The organism is Pimelobacter simplex (assembly GCF_024662235.1).
Taxonomy (GTDB): Bacteria; Actinomycetota; Actinomycetes; order Propionibacteriales; family Nocardioidaceae; genus Nocardioides.
Map to the genome: position 1 here is coordinate 59,462 of NZ_CP096276.1, position 12,207 is coordinate 71,668.

13 protein-coding genes are annotated in these 12,207 nt (G+C 71.3%); 9 read left to right on the forward strand and 4 right to left on the reverse strand.

Translation table 11 applies throughout. The annotated features are described in order from the left end of the window. Nucleotides 1–37 precede the first annotated feature (37 nt). On the forward strand, nucleotides 38–1,273 hold the full coding sequence (locus tag M0M48_RS00305; RefSeq protein WP_257753947.1) for an RDD family protein: 1,236 nt from the start codon (nucleotides 38–40) through the stop codon (nucleotides 1,271–1,273). A gap of 24 nt (nucleotides 1,274–1,297) precedes the next feature. On the opposite strand, the gene M0M48_RS00310 is transcribed toward M0M48_RS00305, so the two are convergent. After that, nucleotides 1,298–1,897 (reverse strand): GNAT family N-acetyltransferase, encoded by a 600-nt coding sequence (locus tag M0M48_RS00310; RefSeq protein WP_215813191.1) that lies wholly within the window; start codon nucleotides 1,895–1,897, stop codon nucleotides 1,298–1,300. Nucleotides 1,898–1,977: 80 nt separating this feature from the next. Here M0M48_RS00310 and M0M48_RS00315 point away from each other — a divergent pair, with 80 nt between their 5' ends. Further along, a complete protein-coding gene (locus tag M0M48_RS00315) occupies nucleotides 1,978–2,373 on the forward strand; it encodes a cold-shock protein (RefSeq protein WP_038677262.1) in 396 nt (131 codons plus the stop codon). A 37-nt stretch (nucleotides 2,374–2,410) separates the two neighbouring features. Here M0M48_RS00315 and M0M48_RS00320 read toward each other — a convergent pair whose 3' ends face one another. Beyond that, entirely contained in the window at nucleotides 2,411–3,859 is a 1,449-nt protein-coding gene (locus tag M0M48_RS00320) for an MFS transporter (protein ID WP_257753948.1), read from the reverse strand. Between the two features lie 86 nt (nucleotides 3,860–3,945). Between M0M48_RS00320 and M0M48_RS00325 the strand changes: the two genes are divergently transcribed. Beyond that, entirely contained in the window at nucleotides 3,946–4,722 is a 777-nt protein-coding gene (locus M0M48_RS00325) for a DUF3027 domain-containing protein (protein WP_257753949.1), read from the forward strand. Between the two features lie 4 nt (nucleotides 4,723–4,726). On the opposite strand, the gene M0M48_RS00330 is transcribed toward M0M48_RS00325, so the two are convergent. Together M0M48_RS00330 and M0M48_RS00335 are read right to left on the reverse strand one after the other, a co-directional pair. Beyond that, a complete protein-coding gene (locus M0M48_RS00330; protein ID WP_257753950.1) occupies nucleotides 4,727–5,350 on the reverse strand; it encodes a class I SAM-dependent methyltransferase in 624 nt (207 codons plus the stop codon). Beyond that, nucleotides 5,343–5,633 carry a DUF2530 domain-containing protein gene (locus M0M48_RS00335; protein ID WP_257753951.1) on the reverse strand — a complete coding sequence of 97 codons (291 nt, stop codon included), beginning with the start codon at nucleotides 5,631–5,633 and terminating at the stop codon, nucleotides 5,343–5,345. The genes M0M48_RS00330 and M0M48_RS00335 overlap by 8 nt, the downstream gene beginning before the upstream one ends. A gap of 81 nt (nucleotides 5,634–5,714) precedes the next feature. On the opposite strand from M0M48_RS00335, the gene M0M48_RS00340 reads away from it, so the two are divergent. The 6 genes from M0M48_RS00340 (at nucleotide 5,715) to fusA (ending at nucleotide 12,175) form a co-directional block, all read left to right on the forward strand. After that, the gene (locus tag M0M48_RS00340) at nucleotides 5,715–6,164 is read left to right on the forward strand and encodes a MarR family winged helix-turn-helix transcriptional regulator (protein ID WP_252372827.1); all 450 of its coding nucleotides are present in this window, start codon (nucleotides 5,715–5,717) and stop codon (nucleotides 6,162–6,164) included. Between the two features lie 87 nt (nucleotides 6,165–6,251). Then, nucleotides 6,252–7,448 (forward strand): MFS transporter, encoded by a 1,197-nt coding sequence (locus tag M0M48_RS00345; RefSeq protein WP_374587318.1) that lies wholly within the window; start codon nucleotides 6,252–6,254, stop codon nucleotides 7,446–7,448. Continuing rightward, a complete protein-coding gene (locus tag M0M48_RS00350; protein ID WP_215813186.1) occupies nucleotides 7,445–8,908 on the forward strand; it encodes an NCS2 family permease in 1,464 nt (487 codons plus the stop codon). Before M0M48_RS00345 ends, M0M48_RS00350 begins: the two co-directional genes overlap by 4 nt. Before the next feature lie 225 nt (nucleotides 8,909–9,133). Then, nucleotides 9,134–9,508 (forward strand): 30S ribosomal protein S12, encoded by a 375-nt coding sequence (gene rpsL, locus M0M48_RS00355; RefSeq protein WP_038677267.1) that lies wholly within the window; start codon nucleotides 9,134–9,136, stop codon nucleotides 9,506–9,508. A 1-nt stretch (nucleotide 9,509) separates the two neighbouring features. Continuing rightward, on the forward strand, nucleotides 9,510–9,980 hold the full coding sequence (gene rpsG, locus M0M48_RS00360) for a 30S ribosomal protein S7 (RefSeq protein WP_215813185.1): 471 nt from the start codon (nucleotides 9,510–9,512) through the stop codon (nucleotides 9,978–9,980). A gap of 80 nt (nucleotides 9,981–10,060) precedes the next feature. Continuing rightward, nucleotides 10,061–12,175 carry an elongation factor G gene (fusA, locus tag M0M48_RS00365; RefSeq protein WP_215813184.1) on the forward strand — a complete coding sequence of 705 codons (2,115 nt, stop codon included), beginning with the start codon at nucleotides 10,061–10,063 and terminating at the stop codon, nucleotides 12,173–12,175. Nucleotides 12,176–12,207: the final 32 nt, after the last annotated feature.

Below are 12,207 nucleotides of genomic sequence, written 5' to 3' on the forward strand. Positions count from 1 at the left end.
CGACCCCACTACCACCTCGCCGCTCGGAGCGCCCCGCATGTCGTCCCTCGCCCCACCGCCCGTCGCTGCCGGCTCCGGCCTCGGCGGCGGACCCGGCACGGGCCGCGCCGTCCTGGACCCGCCGGCCGAGATGGACCGGCGGTTCACCGCCTTCCTCGTCGACCGCGTGCTCGGGTGGGGACTGGCGGCCGCGGCCGCCGCGGGGGCCTGGTTGCTGAGTGACCGGGTGCTCGTCGCGGCGCTGGCGTTCGCCGGGGTGCTGGTGCTGGTGGGGCTGGTCCTCGCCCTCGCCCTCGGTACGACGGGGCGCACGCCCGGCAAGGCGCTCGCCGGCCTCCGGGTGGTCCGGCAGAGCAGCGGGCGTCCGATCGGGGTGCCGGCGGCGCTCGGGCGGACGATCGTGCTCGGGGTGGCCGGACTGCCGACGGTGGGCCTGGGCTGGGCGACCCTCGCCTGGACCGCCGCCATGGACCCGGACGGACGCCGTCGCGCGCTCCACGACCGGATCGGCGACGCGGTCGTGGTCGACGCCCGCCCGCGTCCGGTCCCGGTCGACGTCGACGAGGTCGCCGCCCGGCCGCAGCAGGTCGTCAACCTCACCGCGATGCGGCTGCTGCCGGCGCCGGTCCTGGACACTCCGACCCCGACGCCGACCCCGACGCCCACGCCGACCTCCGTGCCGGTCCCAGCCCCAGCCCCAGCCGCAGCCCCGGTCCCGGCTCCGGCGCCGACTCCAGCGGCGGCCCCGAACCCGACCCCGAACCCGACCCCGACCCCGGCGCCCGCCCCGTCCACGCCCCCCGGAGCCCACCGCGCACCCCCGCCCGGAGCCCCCGGCGCCCCCGGAGCCCCGATCGCCGAGCAGACCCGCGTCCGCCCCCGCGCCGGCGACCCCGCCGCCCAGACCCCGGCCGCCGCCGCGGCCCAGGCCCCGGTGTCGGTGCTGCGCTGGCGGGTGGAGTTCGACACCGGTGAGGCGTTCGAGGTCGAGGGCCTGGCGCTGGTCGGCCGGCGTCCCGAGGCGCGCCCGGGTGAGCCGGTGCGGCACGTGGTGCCGCTGCGGTCCAGCGACATGTCGCTGTCCAAGACCCACGCTCAGTTCCAGGTCGCGCCCGACGGCGCGCTGGTGGTGATGGACCGCGGCTCGACCAACGGCTCCTACGTCGTGCGCCAGGGCATGTCGCGCTCGTTGACGCCGGGCCGGCCGAGCACGCTGCTGGCCGGCGACGTGGTGCGCTTCGGCGACCGCAGCATGAAGGTCGAGCGGGCCTAGGGCCCAGTGCCTAGGGCACGCGACCTAGCGTCCCGCCTCCCACTCCCGCCGGAGCAGGCCGTAGACGGCCGTGTCGCTCCACCCGCCGGCGCGCTCGGCGTAGTCCTCGCGGGTGTGCGCCTCGAACGTCATCCCGAGCCGCTCGCACAGCCGCGCCGAGGCCAGGTTGCGCGGGTCGAGCTGGGCCATCAGGCGGTGCAGCGGGTAGTGGGTGAAGGCGAGGTCGACCAGGGCCGCGGCGGACTCGGTGGCGAACCCCCGCCCGGCGTACGCCGGTGCGAACACCCAGCCCAGCTCGGCGATCGAGGGCGAGGACTCGGGGGAGTGCGCGGTGGTGAGCCGGAGCATCAGGTCGCCGACGAGGACGCCCTCGTGCTCGACGGCCAGGGCGAGGATCTCGCCGGTCGCCGAGGGTGCGGTGCCGGCGACGAGGCGCTCCATGCGGGTGCTGAGCCCGTCCTCGTCGAGGGCGGGGAAGGGCAGGTAGCGGGTCACCTCGGGGTCGGCGCAGTAGGCGCCGATGGCGGCGCGGTCGTCGGGACGGACCAGCCGGAGCACCAGGCGCTCGGTCCGGATCGGCAGGGACGGGGCCGGCAGCACCGGCGGCATCAATTCGGTTGCCACGATCGTGAGAATAGGTGGCGATGCGGCATGTCCTACGATGTGCCGTTCCCGATGACGACACGAGAGGTGGGCCGAGAGCCGTGCCTACTGGCAAGGTCAAGTGGTACGACGCGGAGAAGGGCTTCGGCTTCCTCTCCCAGCCCGACGGGGCTGACGTCTACGTGCGCGCCGATGCGCTCCCCGAGGGCGTGACCACCCTCAAGGCGGGGACCCGGGTCGAGTTCGGCATCGCCCAGGGACGCCGGGGCGACCAGGCCCTCCAGGTCCGCCTCGTCGACGCCCCGGCGTCGGTCTCGCGCAACCAGAAGGAGGCGCGCCGCAAGAAGCCGGAGGAGATGGTCCCGATCGTCGAGGACCTGATCCGCCTGCTCGACGGCGTGGGCGAGGCCTACCGCCACGGTCGCCACCCCGACCGCCGTACGGCGCAGCCGGTGGCGATGCTGCTGCGCGCGCTCGCCGACGAGCTCGAGGGCTGAGCCTCCGCGGTGCGCGGCGTGGGCGGCGGGAGCCGGATCAGCCGCCGGTCGTGACCGGCGGCGCCGGCTCCTTCTTGCGTCGCGTCGGCGAGGTGCGCAGCACGAAGACGGCCCATGCCGTCAGCAGGACGGCCGCGAAGCCGAGCCCGACGCCGTTGATCGCGGGGTAGGACAGGATCACGCCGAGGAAGCCGCCGATCACCCACGCCAGCTGGAGCGTGGTGTCGCCCTTGGCGAACGCGCTGGCGTGGGCGCGCACCGGTACGCCGGACTGGATGGTGGAGTCGAGGGAGACCTTGGCGAGGTACTGCATGAGGCCCACGGTCAGGCCGAGCACGAGCAGCGGCAGCAGGCTGTAGAGCACCGTCGCGAACACCAGGGCCGCGATGTCGGCGATCAGCGCGACGACCACCATCACGGCGGGGTTGATCTTGCGGGCGAGCGAGGCGACGACGATCCCGAGGGTGTTGCCGAGACCGGCGGCACCGATCACCAGGCCGACCAGGATGGTCGACTTGGTCTTGGTCTCCCAGCCGTCGAGCGGCTCGGTGGCCAGCACGAAGGTCATGAACATGGTCAGGAAGCCGGACAGCAGCCGAGGTCCGCAGTTGGCGCGCAGCGCGAAGGCGACCTTCGGGGGGAGTCCGCTGCTGCGGCGCTTGCCGTCGGCCCGCGGGGCGTCGACGGACTCCTCGCCCTGGGTCGCGTCGATCCGGGTGGGCAGCAGGATCGCGGCGACCGTACCGAGGGTGAAGACGACGAACGCGTAGCGGCAGGCCCACTCCGGGCCGATCCAGAACGCCAGGCCCGCGAGCGGTCCGGACACGCAGGCGCCGACCACGCCGGCGAGCGCCACCCGGCCGTTGGCCTTGACCAGGGTGATCTCGGGCGGCACGAGACGGGGCACGGCGGCGGCCTTGGCCACGCCGTAGGCCTTGGAGGAGACGAGGACGCCGAGCGCGGCGACGTAGAACCAGGGCGAGCCGCTGGCGAGGGTCCCGGCCAGCACCCAGCACAGGAACGCGCGCAGCGCGAAGGTCGCGCCGATCGCCCAGCGGCGACCGTGGCTGAACCGATCGAGGAAGGGGCCGATCAGGGGCGCGACGACCGCGAACGGGACCATCGTGAGGCCGAGGAACAGCAGCACCGGGCCGCGCTCGCCGCTCGTCGCGCCCGCGAAGAAGACGGTGCCGGCCAGCGCGATCGCGAAGGCCGAGTCGCCCGCGGCGTTGGCGGCGTGCAGCTCGATCAGCCGGTTGAGGCCCGACCGGTCGGCTCCCTGGGCGCCGGCGGCCTTGCGCGCCGTACGGACGGTCGCCTTGCTCGCGCGCCCGGTCACCCGGGCCACGCCCTTGACCCCGCGCGCGGTCGCCTTGGCGGCGCGGACCGATCCGGTCTCGGACGTCGGCTCGGTGGTCGGATCGGCGCCCGGCAGTGGACCGGATGGCGCCCCCGGACGGCGCGGGTCGGGTCCGTTGCTGCTCACCCGTCCTATCTTGCCTGGTGGCCCCGACAGGTGCCGCGCGCCGCCCCGACGTGACGATCGTCGCCCCGATGGGGGATGCTGTGCCCGTGTCCACCCTCGAGCGCAAGCTGACCGACGCCGTCATCGCCGACGCCATCGACACGGCGCGCACGGCGCTGCTCGACGAGGTCGACGCCTCCGACGTGGGCGAGCACCTCGGTCACCAGACCGACGGCCTGCGCGTGGTCACCCACCTGTTCGACTGCAGCCGCAAGGGCTACCTCGGCTGGCAGTGGGCGGTCACGCTGACCCGCGCCTCGCGCCAGAAGAAGGTCACCGTCGTCGAGGTCGTGCTGCTGCCCGGCCCGGAGGCGATCGTGGCCCCCGCGTGGGTGCCCTACCGCGACCGGCTCCAGCCCGGCGACATGTCGCCCGGCGACCTGCTGCCCGTCGCCGACGACGACCCGCGGCTCGTGCCGACGTACTCCTTCGGGGACGACCCGCTCGACACCGACGACAAGGCCCAGATCCGCACGGTCGCCAAGGACCTCGGCCTGGGCCGGGTCCGGGTGCTCTCGCCCGAGGGCCGCGACGCCGCCGCCGAGCGCTGGTACGACGGCGAGCCGGGCCCCGACGCGCCCATCGCCAAGGCCGCGCCGCACCACTGCCACTCCTGCGGCTTCCTGGTCCGCCTGTCCGGACCGCTCTCCGAGCTCTTCGGCGTGTGCGCCAACGGCGACGCCAACGACGACGGCCGGGTCGTCGCCCACCAGCACGGGTGCGGCGGCCACTCCGAGGTCCGGCTGACCAAGCGCCAGCAGCCGCAGCCGCCGGCCCCGCCGGTCATCGACACCGTGTCCCTGGACGACCTCGAGACCTTCTGAGCGCTCAGCCCCGCGCGAGCACCCAGACGGCGTACTGGTCGTCGACCGGGCGCAGGTCGTACCCGCCGAACCGGTGGTCGACCCGCAGTCCCGCCGCGGTGACGTCCGCGGCGAACTCGTCGGGCGGGTAGGAGCGGGCCGTCGCCGGGCCGCCCCGGAGGTGGAAGCCGGCGAGGATCCGGCCGCCGGGGGCGAGCAGTGAGCCGAGGCGCTCGAGCACGGCCACCTCGGTGCCCTCGGCGAGGAAGGCCAGGACGTTGCCGACGCAGACGACGAGGTCGTACTCGGTCGGGACGCCCGCGCCGGTGAGCGCCTCGGGGGTGAGCGCGAGGATCTCGAGGGGGACCACCGTCAGCCCCGGATAGGTACGCCGCGACTGCGCCACGAGCGTGGGGTCGGGCTCGGCCGCGGTGACCCGGTGACCGCAGGCGTGGAGGTAGCCGCCGATGCGGCCCATGCCGGAGCCGGCGTCGAGGATCCGGGCGCCCCGGCCGACGAGCGCGTCCGCGAGCCGGCCCTCGCCGACGACGTCCTCGCCCTGGGCGATGAGGTCGGCGAAGCGCTCGCCGTAGCCGGTGTTCCGCGCTCCGCCGAGGGCCCAGCGGGTCGGGGGGAGCGGGTCAGGCATCGTCGGTGGCGCGCTCGGCGCGGACCTGGCGGCGGCGCTTGCAGTACTCGATGCCGAGGACGCCGAGGCCGACGCCGGTCAGGCACATCCACAGCAGCCAGGTGTGGCCGTCGTCCTGGAGCCGGCCGTAGAACGGAAGCAGGCCGACGAAGGCGAGGAGGAACAGCGCGGTCCCGACCTGGACCGTCCGCACACCGTCGACGTCGAGGGGCTCGACGGGCGCGATCAGGTAGGTGCGCTTGCCGAACTCGTGCTGGGTCGGCTGGTCGTCGCGGAGCTCCACACCGCGATCGTACGACGGCCGGCCGGGCCCGGCGAGGTCTGCCGGGAATAGTTACCTCAGGTAATGACTTATGCTAACGATATGCCGACCCTCGAGAAGCACGTGCGCAGCAATGCGGGGCTCGCCACCGAGCTCCGCTTCGCGGTGATGCGCCTGCGCCGCCGGCTGTTCCGCGAGCGGCACCCCGACAACGACCTCAGCGTCTCGTCGATGGCGGTGCTCTACGCGCTCAACCGGCACGGCGACCTCACGGTCGGTGCGCTCGCGGGCCGCGAGCAGGTGCAGCCGCCGAGCATGACCCGGACGGTCACCACGCTGGCCGACGCCGAGCTGGTCGAGCGGCACGCGCACCCGAGCGACGGCCGCCAGGTCGTCGTACGGATCACCGACGAGGGACGCGCGGTCGTCGCGGCCGACGTCACCCGCCGCGACCGCTGGCTCTCCAAGCGCCTGGCCGACCTGACCCCCGAGGAGCGCGACGTCCTGCGCCGCGCGGCCCCGATCCTGCAACGGCTCGCCGAAGCCGACTAGCCGACCGACCCCGAAGGAGTCCCCACGAGCCCCCGATTCCGCTCCCTGGCCCACCCGAACTACCGCCTCTACTTCGCCGGCAGCCTGATCTCCAACGTCGGCACCTGGATGCAGCGCGTCGCCCAGGACTGGCTGGTCCTCACCATCCCCGGCAACGGCGGTGCCGCGCTCGGCATCACCACCGGCCTGCAGTTCCTCCCGGTCCTCCTCCTCTCGCCGTACGCCGGCGTGGTCGCGGACCGCTTCTCCAAGCGCCGCCTGCTCCAGGTCACCCAGGCCGTGATGGCGCTCTCCGCGCTCCTGCTCGGCGTGATCGCCGCGACCGGCTCGGCCCAGACCTGGCACGTCTACGTGATCGCGTTCGTCTTCGGCATCGGCGCCGCCTTCGACGCCCCCGCCCGGCAGGCGTTCGTGTCCGAGATGGTCGGCACCGACGACGTCGCCAACGCGGTCAGCCTCAACTCCGCGGCGTTCAACTCCGCCCGGCTGATCGGCCCCGGCCTGGCCGGCCTGCTCATCGGCGTCGGGGGCGGCGGGATGCGGGCCACCGGCTGGGTGATCCTGGCCAACGCCGTGTCCTACCTGGCCGTGATCTACCAGCTGCGCCGGATGGACCCGGCCGAGCTGCACTCCCCGAAGGCCGCCGCGCGCACCCCGGGGATGCTGCGCGAGGGTGTCGCCTACCTGCGCGGCCAGCCCAAGATGCTGATGATCCTGGTGCTCGTCTTCTTCGTCGGCACGTTCGGCATGAACTTCCAGATCACCTCCGCGCTGATGGCGACCGAGGAGTTCGGCAAGGGCGCCGAGGAGTACGGCATCCTCGGCTCGTTCCTCGCGATCGGCTCGCTGACCGGTGCGTTGGTCGCCGCCGGGCGCTCCCAGGTCCGGCTGCGGCTCCTGGTGGGGGCGGCGGTCGTCTTCGGCGTGCTGGAGGTCGTGGCGGGGCTCGTGCCGTCGTACCTGACCTTCGTGCTGGTGTGCCCGCTGCTCGGCTTCTCGGTGATCACCGTGCTCAACTCGTGCAACGCGCTGCTCCAGATCGAGTCGGCGCCCGCGCTGCGCGGCCGGGTGATGGCGATCTACATGACCATCGTCATGGGCGGCACGCCGCTGGGCGCCCCGTTCATCGGCTGGGTCGGCGAGCAGTACGGCGCCCGCTGGACCCTCATCCTCGGCGGACTGCTCGTCCTGGTCGGCGTCGGGCTCGCGGTGCTGGTGCTCCGGTCCCGCAGCGCGACCACCCTGCGGACCACGGAGCCGCGTGCTGCCATGCTTCCGTCGTGAGCTCGGCCGAATTCAACAGCGTCAGCACCCACCCGATCAGTCGCTACTTCAAGATCAACGAGCGCGGCTCGACGATCGGGCGCGAGGTCCGTGGCGGTGTCGTCACGTTCTTCACGATGGCCTACATCGTGGTGCTCAACCCGCTGATCCTCGGCTACGCGACCGACATCGACGGCAAGTACCTCGGTGGCGGCAGCGCCCCGAACCTCCCCGCGATCGCCGCCGGCACCGCGCTGGTCGCGGGCGTGGTCACGATCTTGATGGGCGTCGTCGCCAACTACCCGCTGGCGCTGGCCACGGGGCTCGGGCTCAACGCCTTCCTCGCCCTCGCGGTGGCCGGGCAGATGACCTGGTCCGACGCGATGGGCCTGGTGGTGATCGAGGGTGTGCTCATCCTCGTGCTCGTCCTCACCGGCTTCCGTACGGCGGTCTTCCGCGCCGTCCCCGCCCAGCTCAAGGTCGCGATCTCGGTCGGCATCGGCCTCTTCATCGCGCTCATCGGCTTCGTCGACGCAGGTGTCGTGGGCCGGATGCCCGACGCCGCCAAGACGACCGTCCCGGTCCAGCTCGGCGCTGACGGCCACCTCGACGGCTGGCCCGTGCTCGTGTTCATCGTCGGCCTACTGCTCATGCTCGCGCTGTGGGTGCGCCAGGTGCGCGGCGCCATCCTGATCTCGATCATCGTGATGACCGTCGGCTCGGTGATCCTCGAGTCGTTCGCCGACCTCGGCAGCCGTGCCGAGCAGGCCGGCGGCTGGTCGCTGACCGTCCCGGCCTGGCCCGACGACCTGTTCCAGGCACCCGACTTCGGCACGCTGGGTCAGTTCAACCTGCTCGGCTCGTGGGACAAGGTCGGCGTCGTCACCGTCCTGCTCCTGGTCTTCTCGCTGATGCTCGCCGACTTCTTCGACACCATGGGCACGATGACCGCCATCGGCTCCGAGGCCGGCCTGCTCCAGGAGGACGGCACCCCGCCGCACACCGAGCGGATCCTCGTCATCGACTCCGTCGCCGCGATCGCGGGCGGTGCGGGCGGTGTCTCGTCCAACACCTCCTACATCGAGTCGGCCTCGGGTGTGGGGGAGGGGGCCCGGACCGGCCTCGCCTCGGTGGTCACCGGCCTGCTGTTCCTGGTGACGATCTTCCTCTCGCCGTTCGTGGCGATGATCCCGTCGGAGGCCGCCGTCCCGGCGCTGGTGCTGGTCGGCTTCCTGATGATGCAGCAGATCACCGGCATCGCCTGGAATGACGTCGAGATCGCGATCCCGGCGTTCCTGACCATCGTGCTGATGCCCTACACGTACTCGATCTCGGTGGGCATCGGCGCCGGCTTCGTGGCCTACGTCTTCCTCAAGATCGTGCGCGGCAAGGCCCGCGAGCTGCACCCGCTGCTGTGGGTCGTGGCGGGGCTGTTCGTCGTCTACTTCGCGATCGAGCCGATCACCCGGCTGCTGACCTGAGCACCCGGCGGCCAGGAGCGTGCCGTCGGCATTTTGACCCGCCTTTGACCGGCCGGTAATCTCGAATCCCGTGTCTGGGGTGACCCGGCACGTCGAGCATGCCCTGCGAGGCGCACCGGTTCCCGGCCGCCCCTCCAGGGATCGCACCGGCACTATCGCAGCAAGCAGGATCCCGAGCCCGGCAAGTCGCCGAGCCGTGAGAAAAAACCGAAAGGGAACCACCAGGTGCCCACCATCAATCAGTTGGTCCGCAAGGGCCGCCAGGACAAGGTGTCGAAGACCAAGACGCCTGCCCTGAAGGGTTCGCCCCAGCGTCGCGGTGTGTGCACCCGCGTCTACACCACCACCCCGAAGAAGCCGAACTCCGCCCTGCGCAAGGTCGCCCGTGTGCGCCTGTCCAGCGGCGTCGAGGTCACCGCCTACATCCCGGGTGAGGGTCACAACCTCCAGGAGCACTCGATCGTGCTCGTCCGCGGCGGTCGTGTGAAGGACCTCCCCGGTGTTCGCTACAAGGTCATCCGCGGCGCTCTGGACACCCAGGCCGTGAAGAACCGTAAGCAGGCTCGCAGCCGCTACGGCGCCAAGAAGGAGAAGAGCTGACATGCCGCGCAAGGGCCCCGCGCCGAAGCGGCCGATCGACGTCGACCCGGTCTACGGGTCGCAGCTGGTGAGCCAGCTCGTGTCGAAGGTGCTGCAGGACGGCAAGAAGCAGGTCGCGCAGCGCATCGTCTACGGCGCGCTCGAAGGCACCCGCGAGAAGACCGGCACCGACCCGGTCATCACCCTCAAGCGCGCGCTGGACAACGTCCGTCCCGCGATCGAGGTCAAGTCCCGCCGCGTCGGTGGCGCGACCTACCAGGTCCCGATCGAGGTCAAGGGCACGCGTGGCACCACGCTCGCGCTGCGCTGGCTCGTGGGCTACGCCTCCGACCGTCGTGAGAAGACGATGGCCGAGCGCCTGCAGAACGAGATCCTCGACGCCGCCAACGGCCTTGGTGCCGCGGTGAAGAAGCGCGAGGACACGCACAAGATGGCCGAGTCCAACAAGGCCTTCGCTCACTACCGCTGGTGACTTCGTCGGAGCGGGCCCGCACACGCGGCGCTCGCTCCGGCACACCGGTTCCAACCCGAACCTAAGGAACGCTGACTCACGTGGCAGTCGACATCACGACGGACCTGAACGTCGTCCGCAACATCGGCATCATGGCGCACATCGACGCCGGCAAGACCACCACCACCGAGCGCATCCTGTTCTACACCGGCATCACCTACAAGATCGGTGAGGTCCACGACGGCGGCGCCACGATGGACTGGATGGAGCAGGAGCAGGAGCGCGGCATCACCATCACGTCGGCCGCGACGACCTGTTGGTGGAAGAAGCACCAGATCAACATCATCGACACCCCCGGCCACGTGGACTTCACGGCCGAGGTCGAGCGCTCGCTGCGCGTCCTCGACGGCGCCGTCGCGGTGTTCGACGGTGTCGCGGGCGTCGAGCCCCAGACGATGACGGTGTGGCGCCAGGCCAACAAGTACTCCGTGCCCCGGATGTGCTTCGTCAACAAGCTGGACCGCACCGGTGCCGACTTCTTCCGCTGCGTCGACATGATCGTCGAGCGCCTCAACTCCACCCCGCTGGTCATGCAGCTCCCGATCGGTGCCGAGTCCGACTTCATCGGCGTCGTCGACCTGGTCGAGATGAACGCCAAGGTGTGGCGCGGCGAGACCACCATGGGTGAGGACTACGTCGTCGAGGAGATCCCCGCGGACCTGGCCGACAAGGCCGCCGAGTACCGCGAGAAGCTCGTCGAGACCCTCGCCGAGGCCGACGACGACATCATGGAGGTCTACCTCGAGGACGGCGACACGTTCGACGTGCCGACCCTCAAGGCCGCCATCCGTCGCGCGACCCTCGCCGACAAGCTCAACCCGGTCCTGTGCGGCACCGCGTTCAAGAACAAGGGCGTCCAGCCCCTGCTCGACGCGGTCATCGACTACCTCCCCTCGCCGCTCGACATCGACGCCATCGTCGGTCACGACCCGCGCGACGAGGAGAAGGCGATCAGCCGCAAGCCCTCCGACGACGAGCCGTTCTCGGGCCTGGCCTACAAGATCGCCTCCGACCCGCACCTGGGCAAGCTGATCTACGTCCGGGTCTACTCGGGCAAGCTCGAGGCCGGCTCGACCGTGGTCAACTCGGTCAACGGCCGCAAGGAGCGGATCGGCAAGGTCTACCAGATGCACGCCAACAAGCGCGAGGAGATCGCGTCGGTCGGTGCTGGTCAGATCGTCGCCGTCATGGGTCTCAAGGACACCAAGACCGGCCACACGCTGAGCGACCCGAGCAACCAGGTCGTCCTCGAGTCGATGACGTTCCCGGCCCCGGTGATCGAGGTCGCCATCGAGCCGAAGACCAAGAGCGACCAGGAGAAGCTCGGTACCGCCATCCAGCGGCTCTCCGAGGAGGACCCGACCTTCGTCGTCAAGACCGACGAGGAGACCGGCCAGACCATCATCGCCGGCATGGGCGAGCTCCACCTGGAGATCCTCGTCGACCGGATGAAGCGCGAGTTCAAGGTCGAGGCCACCGTCGGCAAGCCGCAGGTCGCCTACCGCGAGACCATCCGCGGCACCGTCGAGAACCACAGCTACACCCACAAGAAGCAGACCGGTGGCTCGGGTCAGTTCGCGAAGGTCGTCATCTCGATCGCGCCGAACATCGACCCCGAGACCGGTCTGGGTGCGGGCTACGAGTTCGTCAACAACGTGTCCGGTGGTCGCGTGCCGAAGGAGTACATCCCCTCGGTCGACCAGGGTGGTCAGGAGGCCATGGAGTTCGGTGTCCTGGCGGGCTACCCGATGGTGGACGTGAAGTTCACCCTCGAGGACGGCGCCTACCACGACGTCGACTCGTCCGAGCTCGCGTTCAAGATCGCCGGCATCCAGTCGTTCAAGGAGGCTGCCCGCAAGGCGCGGCCGTGCCTCCTCGAGCCGATGTTCGCCGTCGAGGTCACGACCCCCGAGAGCTTCCTCGGTACGGTCATCGGTGACATCAACAGCCGTCGCGGCCAGATCCGCGCGCAGGAGGAGCGTCACGGCGACATCGTCGTGTCGTCCCTCGTGCCGCTGTCCGAGATGTTCGGGTACGTTGGCGACCTGAGGTCTAAGACCTCCGGCCAGGCGTCGTACTCGATGGAGTTCGACTCGTACGCCGAGGTTCCCACGAACATCGCCGACGAGATCATCAAGAAGGCGCGCGGCGAGTAATCGTCGCAGACCCTCGGCGCACCACCCCTTTG

Bases quoted from the DNA above. Each gene is read 5' to 3' on its own strand.
- M0M48_RS00305 (WP_257753947.1), top strand. From the start codon at position 38: ATGTCGTCCCTCGCCCCACCGCCCGTCGCTGCCGGCTCCGGCCTCGGC.
- M0M48_RS00330 (WP_257753950.1), bottom strand. From the start codon at position 5,350: ATGCCTGACCCGCTCCCCCCGACCCGCTGGGCCCTCGGCGGAGCGCGG.
- M0M48_RS00340 (WP_252372827.1), top strand. From the start codon at position 5,715: ATGCCGACCCTCGAGAAGCACGTGCGCAGCAATGCGGGGCTCGCCACC.
- rpsG (WP_215813185.1), top strand. From the start codon at position 9,510: ATGCCGCGCAAGGGCCCCGCGCCGAAGCGGCCGATCGACGTCGACCCG.